This is a genomic window from uncultured Methanobrevibacter sp., assembly GCF_902769175.1.
GTDB lineage: Archaea > Methanobacteriota > Methanobacteria > Methanobacteriales > Methanobacteriaceae > Methanobrevibacter.
Genome location: NZ_CACXNW010000003.1, coordinates 22,489 through 41,944 on the forward strand (window position 1 = coordinate 22,489; position 19,456 = coordinate 41,944).

Sequence of the window (19,456 nt, forward strand, 5' to 3'; positions counted from 1 at the left end):
TTAATGAGAGGAGCACCAGAAATAGCTGTTAAAAAGCTTGCTATACCAATTATGATTTCAATGCTTTTAACAGCATCATACAACATCATCGATGGAATATTTGTAGCAGGACTTGGACAAGCTGCAATAGCAGGTATGGGATTTGTAACACCTATATTTATGATATTGAATGGTGTAAGCGTAGGTCTTGGAAGCGGTGCTACAAGCAGCATCAGTCGTTTTGTAGGAGCAAAAAACCACGATGGGGCAAACCAGTCTGCAGCACATTCCCTTTTAATATTCTTGATTGCTTCAATAATCCTTACAGCAGTATTGATTTTTGTCCAAGAGCCTTTGCTTAGAACCTATGGAGCAAGTGGCCAGTCCTTAGCAGAAGGTATAAAATATGGTACACCTCTATTTTTAGGATTATTCACATTCATATTTGCAAATGGTGGAAGCGGAATCCTTAGGGGAGAAGGAGATATGAAAAGAGCTATGTATGCTGTTATCGTTTCTGTTTTATTGAATGCAATACTTGACCCTCTATTCATTTACACACTTGGACTTGGTTCAGCAGGAGCTTCCCTTGCAACCATTGTAAGCTCAGTCGGATCTGCTACAGTAATCCTATACTGGATTCTTATTAAAAAGGACACTTGGGTTCAAGTGGATTTAAAAAACTTTAAATTCAATCCAGAAATAGCTAAAGACATTCTAAAGGTAGGTATTCCTGCTTCAATGGATATGTTTATGATGTCCTTTGCAGTTAGCTTATACTTGATATTCATATCTACAATCGGTGGAGAATATGGAATAGCTGCATTTACATCAGGTCAAAGGCTATACCTATTTGCAATTATGCCTCTTACATCAATCGGTACTGCAGTAGCTGCAGTAAGTGGAAGCGCATATGGAGCAAGAAATGGAGATTACCTTTCAAGAACTCACCTTTATGGGGTTAAATTTGGAATAGCCTTTGGAACAGCAGTTACAATAATCCTTGTAGGATTTGCACCTCAGCTTTCAACCATATTTGCGTATACTCCTGAAACTGCACCATTAGTTCCTGAAATTACTAGATTCCTGCAAATAGCTTGCTTATGTCTTCCATTAACTGGAGCAGGAATGACTTCAAGCTTCCTATATCAAGGAATTGGAAAGGGAACAATAAGCTTAATGTGGACAATCATCAGAGAGGTCATCTTTACAGTCACTGCTACATACACCCTTGGAATAGTATTAGGATGGGGACTTGTTGGTATTTGGACTGGACTCTTCTTAGGAAGAGCCTTAGCAAGTATTCTAAACTTCCTCTTTGCAAGATTCACCATCAAGAAAGTAAGAGAAGAATTCGGCAATTAGTTCTGCTTATATTTAATTGATTACTGTTTTAGCAAAGTATGAAATCTTTAAAATTAGTTAATTAAATACAACAAGAAAAAAGAATAAAATCTCAAAAAAAAATCCAATAAAAATAGATAAAACATAAAAATCTTAAAAATTAGCCAATAAAATAAAACAAGAATAAAATCTCAAAAAAAATCCAATAAAAATAGATAAAGCGTGAAAATCTTAAAAATTAGTTAATAAAATAAAACAAGATAAAAATTATTTAAAAAAAAAATAAAAAAAAAGAAAGAAAATTTAGGGAATTAAAACATTCCACGTAAATTTATTTAATTTAACATGTCAGAATCGAGAGATTTGACGATTTCACCAGATGGGCTGATGTAATTAATTTTTACATAAGCGTCTTCACTTTGTTTGAGGAAAGAGAAGTAAACAGTTCCGGAAGAACCACAGGTATTTAGGTGATCTTGAACATATTTTTTGGTCATGAGAGTTACACCGTGAGTTTCTGGAGCAACTTCCCAGTGATAACCGGTTCCTGCGTTATATTTTGCTGACATTTTTATTACGTTGTTGTTTGGTCCAATTTGACTTGCGTCAATCTCTGCAGCTGCAACACAACTTAAACCTACAAATAATGAAAATAGTACTAATACTACAGCTATTTTATTGAGTTGTAATTTCATTTTTTTTTACCTCCATAGTTATCAAACATATTAAAGTATTAACATATTCAATCACCTAAATTGGAAGTGATTTCATGTGATAATTTTTTAATATGTTAATCATAGTTTATTTTGATAATATATAAAGTTTATCGCATGCAAGTGCTTACTTTCATAAAAAAAGAACAATTTAACGTTTATATTAATCAAATCAAATGAAAAATAGAGTATTAGTGATTTAAAGGATTTAAAATAAGGAAACAAATAGGATTTAGGCCAACCTAAAAGAAGATATATTCAAAAAAAATTCAAACTATAAGACTTTTAAAATTTTGCCACCCCGAAACTTTTTTTAGAAAATACACCCTCCAATAATCAATTGTTTTTTCATAAAAATTTTAGGAATGACTAAATCTAAAATAACTTACAAGACATGACATCATCTTGAATTCCACAAGCTAAAAAACCATATTGGTAAAAAATTTAAAGAAATAATTATAAATTATTTAATAATAACTAAAAATTTTAAATGAATATTTAAAAAAAAACTAAAAAATATGAAAATAATATAATATTAAATAAAAATTTACTTAAATCGTTCAAATAAAAAATATGAAAAACAATATAATTTTAAACAAAAATTAAATGAATCACTCAAATAATAAATAAAAGAATAATTTAAGATAACATATATACCATAATATTAAACAAAAATTAAATGAAAAACTCGAATAATAAATAAAAAAATAAATTAAAATAATTATAATATAATATTAAACAACTAAACTATCTATTCAAATATCTTTAGAATAAATGTTAAGACAAAAAAGATGAAAAGCGGGATGAAAATATGACAAATGATAATGCCATGCATAAAAAAACTTTAGATACGAAAACACGTAACTTAATACTTGTTCTATTTTTAATAGGAGTTTTTATGGGATCATTGGATACTGGAATTATAGGTCCTGTCCTTCCTTCAATTGAGCAAACCTTACATCTGACAAGTAGAGAATCAAGCTGGATATTTACACTTTTTGTAATGGCATTTATGATTGGATCTCCAGTTATGGCTAAGTTTTCAGACTTTTATGGAAGAAGAAAGATCTTTATATTAGATGTGATACTGTTTGGAATAGGCTCCTGCCTAATTGCATTTTCCATGAACATAGAATCAATATTTTTAGGCAGAATCATACAGGGATTTGGCTGTGGAGGAATATTCCCTGTAGGTGCAGCATTCATCGGTGATGAATTTCCATTGGAAGAGCGTGGAAAAGCGTTAGGAATTCTTGGAAGCGTCTTTGGAATATCTGCAATCGGAGGACCATTGATTGGAGCAGCTTTAATACCCTATGGATGGAATTGGTGCTTTACAATAAACATTCTAATTGCAATTTTCATCATAATATTCGCATGGCATATCCTTCCAGAAGTGGAGAATGAAAGAAAACTGAAAATCGATTACTTGGGAATCATTACATTAAGCCTTATTTCCATATTCCTATCCTACGGGTTGAATCAAATAGACTCAAGCAATTTCATAAATAGCCTATTCTCTATGAAAGTGCTTCCATTTTTAATAATATTCATCATTTTAATCCCAATTTTCTTTAAAGTGGAAAAAAGAGCAGAAGAATCTCTTGTAGCAATACATATACTTAAAAATAGGGAAATACGTATTGCATGTATTGAAACTTTATCTTATGGAATAGTATACTCCTCAGCAATATTCATCCCATCATTAGTTATCCTTTCAATGGGCTTAAACGACCAGCTTGCAAGTTTAATGCTGATTCCAATTTTAGGAGCCAATGCAATTGGAGCACCAATACTTGGAAAGATATTGGATTATGTAGGATCACGTAAAATCATGATGGTTGGAACCATATTGCTAACCATTGGCTTGATTGCAATTGCAATATATCCTAGCAACTTTATACTCTTCCTTATAGCAGGCCTTTTAATTGGAATAGGGCTTATCACCCTCATTGGAGCTCCTTTAAGATATATCGTACTTACTGAAGCAAAACCATATGAAAGAGGGCCAACATCCTTGAGTTTGTCTTGGGTGTTAGTGTTATCAACGAAGCAAAACCATATGAAAGAGGGCCAGGCCAGGCAATTGTGAATATGCTATCAAGTGCAGGGCAATTGATAGGAGGAGCCCTTATTGGAGGAGTAATTGCATCATTTTCAGGCATTTTAGGTTATAATCTTAGTTTATTATTAGCAGCAGTGGTTTCATTCATTGCATTCCTATTCACTTTAAGATTGAAAAGCCGAGACGAACAGATAGCAACCATGAAAGCAAACCAATAACCCACACACTAAAAAAACAAAAAACAGAAACATATAGCAACCATGAAAGCAAACCAATAAAAAATTAATTTAAAAATCAACCTCTCTATGCTAAATAAAAACTCAATTTAAAAATCAAGCATTCTATGCTAATTAAAATATATAATTTGATTATTATTAAGTTAATATTGAACTAGAAAAAACAATTTTTGCAAAAAACATATATTTAATATCAAATAAATATAAAGAAATAGTTAACTTAATTTAGGTTAAATAAAATTAATAAATTTTGCGACTCTGAAAAAAATAAGGTTTAGTGTGAATTATGTCTAATGGTAATAAAAATCAATGGGGCAGCAACATGTCATTTATCTTGGCTATGATTGGTTCAGCTGTCGGTCTTGGAAATATTTGGAGATATCTGTATGTTTTGTACTATAATGGAGGTGGAGCATTCTATATCCCTTATCTAGTCGCCATTTTGCTTTAGGTCTTCCATTTTTAATCTTGGAATATGGTGTAGGATACCATTTCAGTTCATCATTTGCAAAAGCAATTAAGACAATACATTCCAAATGCGAATATCTTGGATGGTTATTGCCAGTAGCCGTATTCATTATCATGATTTACTATTCTGCCATTCTCGGTTGGGACGGTATTTACATACTTTTAAGCTTTTTTAAAGGATGGGGATCAAATCCAAATGCTTTCTTTAATGGTTCACTTTTACAAGTTTCAGAATCTCCTATGGGCTTGCTGACATTTATTCCATTAATTGCCCTTGCCATGCTTATTGGCTGGGGAATGATTTGGTCCATTTCTCACCGTGACCTTGGGTCAGGTTTAGGTAAGGTATCCAAGGTTTTAGTGCCATTGCTCTTTGTCATTATGGTTATTGTAGTTGCAAGCTCTCTTATGCTCCCAGGAGCAGGGATTGGATTGCAGGAATTGTTCAGTCCAGAATGGGAATCACTATCTAACTTTGGCATTTGGCTAGGAGCATTTGGTCAAATAGTATTCTCCTTAAGTTTAGGAATGTCCATTGCATTTACTTATGCCAGTTATACACAAGACAATACTGACTTAGTTACAAATACATTTACTGTTGCCTTTGCAAATGTTCTCTTTGAAAATTTCTCTGCTTTAGGAGTATTTTCAATTCTTGGCTATATGTCACTTCAAACAGGCACTCCAGTAGAGCAATTGGTAACCCAAGGAGCAGGATTGATATTTGTAGTTTATCCTACCGCATTTAATGCATTAGGCAGTTGGGCTAGCATATTAGGTCCAATGTTTTTCATTGCAGTTTACATTGCAGGAATTACCAGTATTTTATCCACAATTGAACCTTTATCATCTTCAATTCAGGATAAGTTCGGATTAACCCGTAAAAAGACAATGACCATCTTATGTGTTGTTGGAGCAATATTGTCCATGCTATATGTAACTGCATATGGTGAATTGCTCTTGGATGCTGTAGACACAATCATCAATCAGGGAGCAATAGTTTTCAGTGTCATTATTGAATGTATCGTATTTGCTTGGATATATAAGGCTGAAAAACTGACTTATCTACTGAATGCCCACAGTAAAACAATCAAAGTAGGGCGAAAATGGTTGATTACTGTTAAATACATCTTGCCGATATTCCTATCAATTGTCTGGATAGGTGGTTTAATGGACTTATTCCACAACGAAACCCCAAGTGCACTAATAATGATGGCTATTACATTGGCGATACTGATATTAACAACAGTCATATTAACTCGCCTTCCTGCGAAAAACCCAGATTGGGAAATTGAAGAGAAAAGATGTTAAAAGAAAATCCTCAATGGATTTTGATTTCTCAATCAAAGAATCCATGAATGTTTTAGGTTAATTTATTAACCTAAAAAACTATTTTTTTTAACTTTTTTAAAAAAAGATAACCAAATACTAAACTTATTTTTAAATAGGATAAATAAAACCAATTCAAGAAAAATAAACCATTAAATAAAAATATTAGTGTGTTTTTTAAAGTAAAACACTATTTGAAACAAATTATTAATAGTTTTTTAAAGTAAAACACTATTTGAAACAAATTTATTAATAGTTTTTTAAGAAAAAATATTATCTGGTGCAATACATATGAATCATAAAAACCAATGGAACTCACGAATAGTCTTTCTTTTATCTATGATTGGTGCCGCAGTTGGATTAGGCAATATTTGGAGATACAGTTATGTTGTCTATTCAAATGGTGGAGGCACATTCTTCATCCCATATATAGTGGCAATCCTAATCATGGGAATCCCATTTCTCATATTGGAATATGGCATTGGATTTAAGCACAAAGACTCATATTCAAATATTCTAAAGGGAATCCATCCAAAATTAGAGTATCTGTCTTGGGCATTGGTTTTGGTAATCTATTTTGTGGTGATCTATTATCTGGTTATTGTTAGCTGGGATTTGGTTTACCTCGGATCAAGCATAAATTTCAATTGGGGAAGCGATGCTTCACTCTATTTTGTAAATGTTGTTGGAGGTAGCTCAAATCTATCAAATATGACAACATTTCTTCTCCCTACAACCATTTCCATGGTTATTGTATGGTTTAGCGTATGGTATATTTCACATAAGGACTTGAATGAAGGAATAGGAAAGGCGTCTAAAATCCTCATCCCATTGCTTTTTGTATTGATGACATTCATCATCATCATCATCTATGCATTGACCCTTCCAGGAGCGTATATAGGTATAGAAACATTGCTGAAGCCTGACTGGAATATGCTTTGGAACATAAACATTTGGCTTGCTGCATTTTCACAAATAATCTTCTCTTTAAGTATGGGAGAATCCATTTCACTAACATATGCAAGCTATTTGCCTCAAGGATCCAAATTGACAGACAATGTTTTGATTGTTGTCTTTGCAAATTGTGCATTTGAAGTCTGCACTGCATTTGGAGTTTTTTCAATTCTTGGTTACATGTCATATTCCTCTGGAACACCTATGATTGAATTAATCAGTGAAGGTACAGGGCTAGTATTTGTAGTTTTCCCAAGAATCTTTAATGTTATGGGACCTATTGGACATATAATTGCTCCATTATTATTCTTAGCAATTCTCTTTGCAGGAATAACTTCAGCCGTTGCAGTATTTGAACCAATGATAAATTCAACTAGAATGAAATTGAATTGGTCTCGTAAAAAGACAGTTACTGTATTGTCTATAATAGGATGCCTAATATCAGTATTGTTTACATCAGGAATCAGCAGTTATATAGTTGGAAAGGTAGATGGATTTATAACAGAGTTTTGTATCCTTCTTATGATTGCTCTTCAAAGCGTCATGTTTACATGGTTCTACGATATTGAAGGATTGATTCCAATATTAAATGAAAACAACAGAGTTAAAGTGGGAAAATGGTGGATAGTTATCCTAAAATATATATTGCCAGTTTTCCTATTCATTATGTGGTTTAGCGGAGTGTATGACCTGCTTTTAAACATCAATCAGTTTGAAATTATTGTTTATAGCAGTATAGCCATTTCCATTTTAGTTACAAGCTATGTCTTTACAAAGATAGACTTTAACTAAAAATTTTATTTTTTTTTTTCAACTTTAAATAACTTTTATAATACAAATTCAACTCAAAACTAATTTTACAATAAAGAATAAAACTTAAAACCATTTTTACAATACATATTCAACTTAAAACTATTTTTAGAAAAAAGAATTAAACTAAAAATAAATCCAAGATGATTTTAAATTTTTTTCAACAAAATAATAAATGAGTTATTTTATTTTAAGCTAAAACCCATTTTACAACATTTTCATAAAAATCTTAAATAGTAAAATTAATACATTAATTTTTATAAATAAGAAAATATAGTTAAATGAGTAAAGATTATCTGAGGGAAAACTATGAAAAATAAAAAACTATTCTTATTTTCAATATTTTTCATCTTCATAATTAGTCTTGGGGCGGCATCTGCATCTGAGGATATGGCATCTGAGAATATGCTGAATGATGATCTAAGCATGAATCCAATAGATCAAAGCATAGATGAAAGTATTGACTTAAACATAAACACAGATTTTCAAAGCGGAAACAATGAATTGATTGGCTCAGATTCAGATTCCCAATCCAATGCAGATACAGAACCTGCAAGTGATGGAAATGAGGGAGAAACTGCAAACACTGGTGGAAACGCTAGTACAAACACTATCCAAACAAACAAAAAAAGTTTCGAATACATTCAAGAACTGATTGATAATGCAGCACCAGGATCAACAATCAAGCTTAGCGGAAGCTATGCTGGAACAGGAAAACAAATTGTAATCAATAAGGCAATAACCATAAGGGAATTGGTGGAAAAGCCACATTAAATGCCAAAGGGCTTTCTAGAATATTTTACATAAAATCCAAAGGAGTCCTTTTGGAAGACTTGAACCTAATCAATGGTAAAGCAAATAAGGGTGGAGCAATCTATGTCGAAAGCAATAATGCAAAGGTATATTCCACAAAAATCCACAAGTGCATATTCAGAAACAATACTGGAAAAAGCGGTGGTGCAATCTACTCTGGAGCAAACATAAAGATTACAAGAACAAGATTTAACTTAAACACTGCAAAAAGCGGAGGAGCCATCTGCTGTGAAGATGATGATGACATCAACAAGGACATAATGTACATAAACAATTCAGTCTTCTATAAGAATAAAATCTATAAGGAAAATCGCGCAAATGGACGTGAAGTTACCTATAACTCTGGAGGAGCTGTATTGACAGACTTCAAAAAATCATATATCTTCAATTGCAAATTCAGTCAAAATAGAGCAACAACAAAAGGAGGAGCAATAGGTCTTACAAGAAATCTCAATTGCATAAACTGCAAATTCTATAAAAATTATGCAAGCACTGGATCAGTTATTGATGTGACTCCAAATATAATCGATTTTGAGGAATACAGTTTTGACGGAATAATAAATGTTAAGAATTGTGTTTTAAGCAAAAACAGTGCAAAAAATAAGATATTGCTACGTTGCGATTATTTAACTGCTAAAATGAACATAGTCAATCTTGTTATCAGCAACTACAAATATACCATAACAAATAAGAAAAACCATTATTTCTATGTTAAAATAATTAATAAAAAGACTAAAAAAGCAGTTAGAGGAGCGAAAATAAGATTCAAGATAAAACCTTATTCAGAATCAAGCAAAACCACAATTAACCCTTAAAAAGACCAATAAAAAAGGTAAAATAACCTTTAATGCCCGTTCCCTTATTAGAAATAAGTACTTATATGACTCATGCTATTTCTACTTAAGCTTTGTAAATTCAAAAAATTATTTCTATATGAATTCAGGCATTATAGATAGGGTTTAGATTTGTTAAAGAATCTTGAAAAAAAGACTTTGATAATTTGCTAAAAAAAATCATGAAAACAAAAGCAGAAAAAATAAAAATAAAAAAAATATGAAAATCTGCTAAAAAAAAAATCATGAAAATAACAGAAAAAAATATAAGAAAAAAAGTATTAAAATTATTGAAAGTTGCTATTATAAAATAGCATCTTTCATTGATTTGACATAATTTACAAGAGGTTCTCTTGCATTTTCTCCATGCTCTGCAATAATATTAACAATTGCACTTCCTACAATAAACACCATCTGCTACTTTTGAGATATTTTCTGCCTGTTCAGGTGTGTTTATGCCAAAACCAACTGCTGCAGGAACATCAGTAACTTCTTTTATATCACTTATTATTGATTTTAAATCAGTTTTAATCTCACTGCGCATTCCAGTAACCCCTAATGATGAAACAACATAGATAAAACCACTTGCTTCCTTGGCAATCATTTGTATACGCTCTTTTGAAGTAGGTGCAATCAAGCGGATGATGTCAATGCCATACTTTTGGGTAACTTCAAGGATTTCATCCTTTTCATCATAAGGAAGGTCAGGAGAAATAATTCCGCAAACGTTTTAATTCCTGACATCTCTTAAAGAACTTATCATATCCATAATAGAATACAGGATTAATATAAGTCAAGAATACCAACGGAACATCAGACTTTTCCCTTATTTGTCTGATTGCCTCAAAAACATCCTCAGTATTTGTATTGTTTGAAAGAGCCCTTAGGTTTGCCTCTTGAATTACAGGGCCTTCTGCTACAGGGTCTGAAAATGGAATTCCAATTTCAACAAGGTCACAGCCTGCTTCAGCCATAGCCAATACATATTCAACAGTCTTTTCAATTGTAGGGTCACCTGCAGTTAAAAATCCGATAAAAGCCTTTCCATTGGAGAATGCATCACTGATTTTAATTTCATTACTCATCATATCACCTTTCAAAATCCATTCCTACAATTATTCGTATAATTCAACTCCCTTATATCGAGCAATAGCTGCTACATCCTTGTCTCCACGACCTGAGACAGTAATGACAATTATGTCATCCTTATCCATATCTCCTGCAATTCTCATGGCATGGGCTATTGCATGAGATGATTCAATAGCTGGAATGATTCCTTCCATTCTTGACAAGTACTCAAATGCTTCAACTGCTTCATCATCTGTAGCACTTACATATTCTGCCCTTCCAATATCATGCAAATAAGCATGTTCAGGACCAATTCCAGGATAGTCAAGACCTGCAGAGATTGAATATACTGGAGAGATCGGTCCATAGTTTCCTTGACAGAAATAGGATTTCATACCATGGAAAATACCTAATTCCCCTTTTGCAATTGTTGCTGCATGGAATTCTGTATCAATTCCCTTTCCTGCAGCTTCAACACCGACAAGCTTTACATCTTCATCATCTAGGAAGTTGTAAAAGGAACCCATTGCATTGCTTCCACCTCCAACACAAGCAATAACCATATCCGGAAGTCTTCCTTCCAATTCCAATGTCTGCTCCTTTATCTCTTCACTGATTACTGCCTGAAAATCCCTTACGATTGTTGGAAATGGATGAGGATCCATAGTGGATCCGATTACATAATGAGTGTCATCAACTCTTGAAATCCATTCTCTAAAGGCATCATTAACTGCATCCTTAATGACTTTTGAGCCTGTTGTAACTGTATGGACCTTTGCTCCAAGAAGCTCCATCCTAAATACATTCAATGCTTGACGTTTAGTGTCTTTTTCACCCATAAAGACTTCACATTCCATTCCAAGCAATGCTGCTGCAGTTGCAGTAGCCACACCATGCTGACCTGCACCTGTTTCTGCAATTACCCTTGTCTTACCCATCTTCTTTGCAAGAAGGCATTGTCCAAGCACATTGTTTATCTTGTGAGCTCCAGTATGATTCAAGTCTTCACGCTTTAGATATTCTTTGCTCCGCCAAGGTCCTCTGTCATTCTCTTTGCATAGTATAATAAAGAAGGTCTTCCTGCATATTCCTTTAAAAGAGTGTTTAACTCTTCTACAAATTCAGGATCTTCTTTAAAATGATTATATTGTTCTTCTAAGTTCAGGAGCTCATTCATTAGTGTTTCAGACATGTATTGTCCACCATGAACTCCAAATCTTCCTCTGCTCATATTTTATCTCCTGTTTATGGTCTATTAATTAATCTGTAATTATCAACAATTCTCCAATTAAAGTTCAATAAAAATTATCTGTAATTATAAACAATTCTCCAATTAAAGTTCAATAAAAATTATCTGTAATTATCAACAATTTTCATTATTTCCATGATTTTTTCTTCATCCTTAAATCCATCTGTTTCGACTGAGCTGCTTAAATCAACTGCAAATGGATTGAATTCTTCAATAGCTGAACTTAAGTTTTCACTATTCAAGCCACCAGCTAAAAATATGGAATTTTTAAAGAATTCGCTGTTCTTATCAATCAAGCTCCAGTCAAATGTTTTGCCGGAACCTTTTCCACTATCCAATATGAAATAGTCAGATGCAGAATCTCGCCACTCCAACAGTTTTTCATTGAAATCATTATTCCTTTCAGTGTCTTTAATTTCAATTGCATTGATAACAGGTATTTCCTTTCCAGTCTCTTCAATTGATTTATCTTTTAAATCATTTATATAATTTTCATCTTCATCTCCATGAAGCTGAGCGATTTCAATAATTCCATCCTTGAATAAGTCTACAATAAGCTTCATATGTTCATTTACAAAGACACCTACAGGGACAATTTCCTCACTTAAACTGTTTGATAATGTTCTAGCTTGCTCATATGATACCTTACGTGGACTTTCAGCAAAAACAAAACCTATATAATCCGGCTTATAATTATTTGCCATTTCAATATCTTCCAGGCGTCTCATTCCACAAATCTTAATCTTAACCATTATAAAACTCCAAAATCAAAGACTTACTCAACAAATCATTAACCATTTTTCAATTCAACAACTAAAGACTATTAGCTGCAATCCTAACCATTCTTCAAGTCAAAGATCAAAGAATATCAACCAATGAACTTATCCATTCTTCAACTCAAATATCATAGACTTCTTATCATCACTTTTCATTAAAGTTTCGCCAATTAAAACTGCATCAACATTATTTTCCTTTAATCTGGTCACATCTTCAGCTGTTTTAATGCCGCTTTCAGAAATAAAAATTATATCTTCACTGACTAATCCCCTTAAGTTAATGCTGTTTTCAATATCCACTGTAAAATCTGCTAAATTCCTATTGTTTACTCCAATTATCCCTGTACCAGCATTCATTGCAGTTTCAATTTCAGTTACATCATGTGTTTCAACAATTGCAGAAAGACCTAAGTTATGAGCTAAATCCAAATATTCCTTCAATTGATCATCATCCAGTATTGAAACAATCAAAAGAATGGCAGAAGCGCCTAAAAGTTTAGCTTCACAAATCATATATTCATCTATTGTAAAATCCTTTCTCAATAGGGGGATTAATACGTTTTCAGAAATTTCCCTTAAGAAATCATTTGATCCTTGGAAAAAATAGGGTTCTGTTAAAACGGATATTGCAGAAGCTCCAGCTTGCTCATAATCCTTTGCTATTTCAATATAATCAAAATCCTCAGCAATCAGTCCTTTTGAAGGAGAAGCCCTTTTGACTTCAGCAATGATTGCAATTTCAGGATCTTTTAATGCTTCCTTAAATGGAAAATCCTCACTGATTTCTAATTTTGACGCTTCTTCCTTTAGTTCATCTAAAGACTTTTTGCTTTTAGCTTCAATCAATCTTTCCTTAGTCTTTGCAACAATCTTTTCCAACATAATAATCATCAATCATAACATAGGTGAATTAAAAGTACATCAACAATCAACTATTTCTAACTTCTTGACTTTATAATTATCCTACAATTATTCTCTGTTTGTAACTTCAATGAACTTTTCAAGCTGATTCAATGCCTTTCCAGAATCAATTACCTCTTCAGCTAACTTGATTCCCTCTTCTAATGAATCCACTTTTCCTGCAACATATAATCCAGCTGCAGAATTCAATAGAACTGCATTTCTTTTAGGACCTTTTTCCCCATTTAAAACAGCTAATGTAATCATTGCATTTTCCTTAGCATCTCCTCCAACAAGGTCTTCTTTGGAAGATATATCCATACCAAAATCATCAGGAGAAAGTTCATAGGTCATGGTTTCGCCATCCTTAAGCTCACATACTGCAGTCTTATCACTAGCTGAAATCTCATCCATTCCATCCAATCCATAAACAACCATTGCAGATTTAACTCCTAAATTCTTTAAAACATCAGTGAGAGGTTCTATAAGTTCCTTTTCATACACTCCCAAAACTTCCATTGATGCACCTGCAGGACTGGTCAATGGTCCTAAAATATTGAATATTGTTCTAATTGAAAGTTCTTTTCGAACTCCTGCAACATATTTCATTGACAAATGATAATTTTGAGCAAATAGGAAACATAGGTTAATTTCCTTTAAGCAGCTTAAGCTCTTTTCAGGGCTTATGTGAATATTGACTCCTAATTCTTCCAATACATCTGCAGCACCACATTTGCTTGAAGCAGATCTGTTTCCATGCTTAGCTACTGGAACCCCTGCTGCTGAAATGACAATTGATGAGGTGGTTGAAATATTGAATGTGTTTGAACCGTCTCCACCAGTTCCAACAATTTCCAAAACGTCTTCATCATTCAATAGCCTTACACAATGAGCCCTCATCGCTTCTGCAGATGCTGTGATTTCATCAATTGTTTCGCCTTTCATTGACATTGCAGTTAAATAAGCGCTCATTTGAACTTCACTTGCTTTACCGCTCATGATTTCATCCATTGTTGCATAAGCTTCATCATAAGTTAAATCTTCATGTTTATACACTTTTAAAATAGCTTCCTTAATCATAAAATCCCTTTTCATATCTTTTCAAATCAATTCTTCTATAATTATAAAATCCCATTTTATATCTTTCAAATCAATTCTTCTATAATTATAAAAATTTTTTCTGTTTTTTTTTCATTTTTAATTATTAAATCATTTAAATTTTTAAACATTCTTAAACATTTCTTTGTTCCTACATTACCAATAATTAAATCTTTTTAAACCTTCTTAAAAAACTATCCTTTTATTGGATTTTTAAAAAATTCTCTATAATTGCCATTCCATCAGGAGTCAAAACGGATTCTGGATGGAATTGCAGTCCATAAATATTAAAATCATTATGCTTTACAGCCATTATCTCATCATCATCTGCCTTTGCCAAAATATTCAATTCACTTGATAATGTGTCCTCATCAACTGCTAAAGAATGATAACGGGCTATTTGAATAGGACCTTTAATCCCTGCAAAAAGATTATCATCATTAAGTTCAATGACAGATGTCTTGCCGTGCATCAATTCTTTGGCATGTATGATATCAGATCCAAATGCTTCACAAATGGCTTGATGTCCAAGGCATACACCTAAAATTGGAACATTAAACTGATTATACTCCTTTACAATATCCTTACAAATCCCTGCATCCTTTGGCTTGCCAGGTCCAGGAGACAAGATAATATAATCTGGATTTAAGTCCTTGACCTCTCCAACAGTCAATTCATCATTTCGAATGACCTTTATCTCATCGTAAATCTTAGCCAAATCATCCTTATTTCCCAAATCATAACCATTTATATTAGCTAAAGCTTCCCCTACAAATTGATATAAGTTATAGACAAAGCTATCATAATTATCAACCAATAGAATCATAGAATCACCTTTTATGCTAATTGAACCTACTGATTCAATTATTCAATTCCTCCGTCTGCAAGTTTCAAGGCATTCATCACTGCCTTTGCCTTATTGTTGCATTCTACAAACTCATTCTCTGGAACGCTATCTGCAACTATTCCTGCACCAACTCTAATGAAGACCTTTTTATCCCTTGCAAATGCTATTCTGATTGCTATGCAAGTGTCTAAATTCCCTGTCAAGTCAATGTATCCAATGGCACCGCCATAAATTCCTCTTTTATTGTCTTCAAGCTCATTGATAATCTCACATGCCCTTATCTTAGGAGCTCCGGATAATGTTCCAGCAGGCAATATGGAATCAATAGCTGAGAGATAGTCACAGTCTTCCCTAAGACTTGCTTCAACTGTAGAGCCAATATGCATCACATGGGAAAAGCGGACAATGTCCATATATCTGTTTACCTTCACTGATCCTATTTCACTTATCTTTCCAATGTCATTTCTTCCTAAATCAACAAGCATATTATGCTCTGCCCTTTCCTTTTCATCTGCAAGGAGTTCCTCTTCCAATGCAATGTCTTCTTCATCTGTCTTTCCTCTTGGACGGGTTCCAGCAAGTGGGAAAGTGTATACATCATTATCTACAAGCTTTACAAGAGTTTCAGGACTTGCTCCTGCTATCTCTATATCATCACTTGAGAAATAGAACATATATGGAGAAGGATTTGTAGTTCTAAGAACCCTATAAACATCAAATAAGCTTCCTTCAATGTCTGCCTCTATCCTATTTGACAGCACCACCTGGAAAATGTCTCCTTCCCTAATGTAATCCTTAGCCTTTTCCACCATTTGACAATACTCTTCCTTGGAGAAAAGGTATCTGAAATCGGATTTTAACTCAATAGGCAAATGCTTGGTGATTTCCTTTCGACACTTATCCCTTTCTTCCATAGAGGTGATTTCCTTCATTTTCTGACTTGCCTTGATTGTCTTCTTATTGGTTAGATGGTGATTGAATTCATCATCCAATAATTCAACAATGTTGTCTGCCTTAATGACACTGATTATGTCCATTATATCATTGCAAGCTTTTTTATAGTTTTCTTCAATGGAATTGCCTTCATCTTCTTCGCCGTTTATTGGCATATTTACAATAACAACTATCTTTTGCTTATAGTTGTCAAAGGCGATTACCTTATCAAAAAGCATAAGGTCTACATCCTTAAAGGCATCCTGATTTTGAGCGTCCAAATTAAGTGACTTTTCACTGTACTTAATGTAGTCATAAGAGAAGTAGCCTACCAATCCACCTGAAAATGGAGGAATGTTTTCCAGTTTAGGAGACTTGTTTTCAGCAATTATTTGCCTTATATACTTGCCAGGATTGTCGGTTTTGATGGAAAAGCATTGGTCTTCCCCATCCTCTATTTCACAATCACTAAAGCTTGACTTGCCTTTGATTGTAAGATTTCCATCCTGACAGGTCAATTCAAGTATTGGATTGAATCCAAGAAAGCTGTATCTACCCCAATTTTTAGAATCCTCTACACTTTCAAGCATGTAGCAATGGTTGCTTAAAATTTTAAGTCTTCTTAAAACTTCTATTGAAGTCTTTGTGTCTGAAAATATTTCATAGCGAATTGGAATCATCTTATATGATTTGTCCTTAGCTATCTCTTTTGCCTCTTCAAGATTGGGATAAAACACTTCTAAACCTCCTTTTTTAAATATTCAATAATTTTTTAAAATAAATTATTCGTATATGACAAATACCATTATTAAATTTCTTTTGCAATTTATTTTTTAAAATAATTTTTTAATAAATGACAAATACCATTATTAAATTTCTTTTGCAATTTATTTTTTTAAAATAATTTTTTAATAAATGACAAATACCATTATTAAATTTGTTTATGCAATTTAAAAAACTTGTGAAAGAATCAAGCATTCCTATTGAAATTTTTTAAATAAACAAATAATTTTTTGACAATAATACAAACTTTCAATTAATGTATAATTTATTATGTATAATGTACTATTTAAATCTTTGTTGTACAAAAATATACATTTTATTTTAATTTAAAATAATGAAAATCATAAAAGAAAAAGGAGTTTTAAAAAATATAGAGGAATAAGCTTAAATACTAAATCCTAAAAATAAAAAAATTTATATAATCTTCGAACTAATCTATATAACAATATTATATTTAAAAATATTAAATTAATTTTAATTATATAGATTTAAACATTTGATTTATGTTTAATAGATTTATTAAAGTATTGTTTTATCCAATTTAACTAAAAAGGCATCATATGAGATTTAATTACCTATCAAGACAAGATATGAAAATCATATTGCACTATCTTGGAATACTTATGGAGGGAATAGGATTTATATTGTTAATCCCAGTTTTAGTGGATTTCTACTACTATGAATTCATTTACCCAAATGGAATAATCTCTCCATTGATTTCAATAGGATTAGGTTTCATGTTATATGAAAAATTCAAGCAATATGATAAGCTTAAGTTTAAGCATAGTATGATCATATCAAGCCTTGCATGGCTGTGGGCAGGATTTACGGCAGCGATCATAATGGCCCTGGTCATAGACATATCCTTTTTAGACGCTTTTTTTGAAAACATTTCTGCTTGGACAGGAAGTGGTTTGACATTAATCAGTGATGTGGAATCATTGCCTCATTCCATCCTATTTTTAAGAAGCCTGGAACAGTGGGTAGGTGGACTTGGAGTGGTGATTGTTTTTATAGGAGCGCTTATAAAACCTGGAACTTCTGCATATAGATTATACAGGTCTGAAGCAAGGGATGAGAAAATAAAGCCAAACATAAGAAATACCCTTAGAAATACAATAAGAATTTATGTATTTTACACGGCTTTAGGAATTGTACTATACTATTTGGCTGGGCTTCCATTATTCGATTCTGTAAATCTAACATTTACAACCATATCCACTGGTGGAATGTCAATAAAAAATGCCAACATTGGATTTTACCATAACAATATCATCTATTTAATCACAATGTTTATAATGATTTTAGGTGCTACAAGCTTTACAGTCCATTATAGAATGATTAAAACAAGAGGAAAATCCTTGATAAAGGATATCCAATTCCAATTTATGATTATAGCAGTCATAATTAGTGGACTGTTGATTATGCATATAGCAAATTTAGCTCCAATTGATGCAATGTTCCATGTTATTTCTGCAATAACAACAACTGGAGCAAATATAGCAAGCCCAGATGATATGGTTGGATGGGCTCCTTCAGCCTTAATAATTATAATGATCTTAATGGCAATGGGTGGTTCTTCAAGTTCTACAGTAGGTGCTATAAAGCTCGTTAGAGTCATAACATTCCTAAAAGGAATTCATCTTACTGTTAAGAATCTAATAACCCCTATGAGAGTTGAAACCACAAAAATCAATAACAAGAAACTTGGTGAAACAGAGATTAAGGAAGCTTCAACATATATTGCGGTTTACCTGTTCTTCCTGATAGTCGCTTGGATAATATTGACTTTCTATACCAATGACCCAATTATGACATTATTTGACGTGACTTCTACAATAGGTAACGTTGGATTAAGTACAGGTATAGTGAATGGAAGTTTGGATCCATTTCCAAAATTGGTTTTAATCTTCTTGATGTGGTTAGGAAGATTAGAGATAATCCCTATCCTATTAACAATCAGATTAGGATTTGGAACATTTGGACAGAGCCTTAAATTAGTAAAAAGGACAATAAGAAAAAGGATATAGTTTAATTATTGAAAAAAAGCAAAAAATAAACTTATTTAATTTATTATCCTTAAGGTAATAATTAAATAGAAAATTAACTATTATTCCTTTTTTTAAAGCTAAACTATTAAAAATAGAAAAATAAACTAATTATTCCTTTTTTAAAAACAGATCCTATTGATTAAAAATAAAAAAATAAACTAATTATTCCTTTTTTTAAAATAGTTTTTGATTAAAATAGAAAATAAA

13 protein-coding genes and 3 pseudogenes are annotated in these 19,456 nt (G+C 32.3%); 8 read left to right on the forward strand and 8 right to left on the reverse strand.

The annotated features are described in order from the left end of the window. Positions 1–3 precede the first annotated feature (3 nt). A complete protein-coding gene (locus tag QZV12_RS01300) occupies positions 4–1,344 on the forward strand; it encodes an MATE family efflux transporter (protein ID WP_295616342.1) in 1,341 nt (446 codons plus the stop codon). A gap of 314 nt (positions 1,345–1,658) precedes the next feature. Here the strand turns inward: QZV12_RS01300 and QZV12_RS01305 are convergent, their stop codons facing one another. Then, the gene (locus QZV12_RS01305; protein WP_295615993.1) at positions 1,659–2,018 is read right to left on the reverse strand and encodes a protease inhibitor I42 family protein; all 360 of its coding nucleotides are present in this window, start codon (positions 2,016–2,018) and stop codon (positions 1,659–1,661) included. Positions 2,019–2,847: 829 nt separating this feature from the next. On the opposite strand from QZV12_RS01305, the gene QZV12_RS01310 reads away from it, so the two are divergent. The 6 genes and pseudogenes from QZV12_RS01310 (at position 2,848) to QZV12_RS01340 (ending at position 9,526) form a co-directional block, all read left to right on the forward strand. Next, a complete protein-coding gene (locus QZV12_RS01310; RefSeq protein ID WP_295615996.1) occupies positions 2,848–4,128 on the forward strand; it encodes an MFS transporter in 1,281 nt (426 codons plus the stop codon). Next, positions 4,125–4,319 (forward strand): hypothetical protein, encoded by a 195-nt coding sequence (locus QZV12_RS01315; protein ID WP_295615999.1) that lies wholly within the window; start codon positions 4,125–4,127, stop codon positions 4,317–4,319. Before QZV12_RS01310 ends, QZV12_RS01315 begins: the two co-directional genes overlap by 4 nt. A gap of 301 nt (positions 4,320–4,620) precedes the next feature. Beyond that, positions 4,621–6,116, forward strand: a pseudogene (locus QZV12_RS01325) (sodium-dependent transporter). A 309-nt stretch (positions 6,117–6,425) separates the two neighbouring features. Next, the gene (locus tag QZV12_RS01330) at positions 6,426–7,880 is read left to right on the forward strand and encodes a sodium-dependent transporter (protein ID WP_295616008.1); all 1,455 of its coding nucleotides are present in this window, start codon (positions 6,426–6,428) and stop codon (positions 7,878–7,880) included. Positions 7,881–8,207: 327 nt separating this feature from the next. Next, positions 8,208–8,672, forward strand: coding sequence for a hypothetical protein (locus QZV12_RS01335; protein WP_295616011.1), 465 nt, complete (start codon positions 8,208–8,210; stop codon positions 8,670–8,672). Positions 8,673–8,722: 50 nt separating this feature from the next. Further along, complete coding sequence (locus QZV12_RS01340) at positions 8,723–9,526, forward strand: hypothetical protein (RefSeq protein WP_295616014.1); 804 nt, start codon at positions 8,723–8,725, stop codon at positions 9,524–9,526. 321 nt (positions 9,527–9,847) lie between these two features. Here QZV12_RS01340 and trpA read toward each other — a convergent pair. From trpA to QZV12_RS01380, 7 genes and pseudogenes are all read right to left on the reverse strand, one after another. Then, positions 9,848–10,629, reverse strand: a pseudogene (gene trpA, locus QZV12_RS13610) (tryptophan synthase subunit alpha). Positions 10,630–10,659: 30 nt separating this feature from the next. Further along, positions 10,660–11,843, reverse strand: a pseudogene (trpB, locus tag QZV12_RS01355) (tryptophan synthase subunit beta). Between the two features lie 119 nt (positions 11,844–11,962). Next, positions 11,963–12,613: a phosphoribosylanthranilate isomerase gene (locus tag QZV12_RS01360; protein ID WP_295616020.1), complete on the reverse strand. Its 651-nt coding sequence runs from the start codon at positions 12,611–12,613 to the stop codon at positions 11,963–11,965. 129 nt (positions 12,614–12,742) lie between these two features. Next, the gene (gene trpC / locus QZV12_RS01365; RefSeq protein WP_295616024.1) at positions 12,743–13,519 is read right to left on the reverse strand and encodes an indole-3-glycerol phosphate synthase TrpC; all 777 of its coding nucleotides are present in this window, start codon (positions 13,517–13,519) and stop codon (positions 12,743–12,745) included. A gap of 87 nt (positions 13,520–13,606) precedes the next feature. After that, positions 13,607–14,617 (reverse strand): anthranilate phosphoribosyltransferase, encoded by a 1,011-nt coding sequence (gene trpD, locus QZV12_RS01370; protein WP_295616027.1) that lies wholly within the window; start codon positions 14,615–14,617, stop codon positions 13,607–13,609. A 220-nt stretch (positions 14,618–14,837) separates the two neighbouring features. After that, positions 14,838–15,461: an aminodeoxychorismate/anthranilate synthase component II gene (locus QZV12_RS01375; RefSeq protein WP_295616029.1), complete on the reverse strand. Its 624-nt coding sequence runs from the start codon at positions 15,459–15,461 to the stop codon at positions 14,838–14,840. Positions 15,462–15,499: 38 nt separating this feature from the next. Next, positions 15,500–17,152 (reverse strand): anthranilate synthase component I family protein, encoded by a 1,653-nt coding sequence (locus QZV12_RS01380; RefSeq protein WP_295616032.1) that lies wholly within the window; start codon positions 17,150–17,152, stop codon positions 15,500–15,502. Positions 17,153–17,758: 606 nt separating this feature from the next. Here QZV12_RS01380 and QZV12_RS01385 point away from each other — a divergent pair. Then, entirely contained in the window at positions 17,759–19,228 is a 1,470-nt protein-coding gene (locus tag QZV12_RS01385) for a TrkH family potassium uptake protein (protein ID WP_295616035.1), read from the forward strand. The last annotated feature ends 228 nt before the right edge of the window (positions 19,229–19,456 follow it).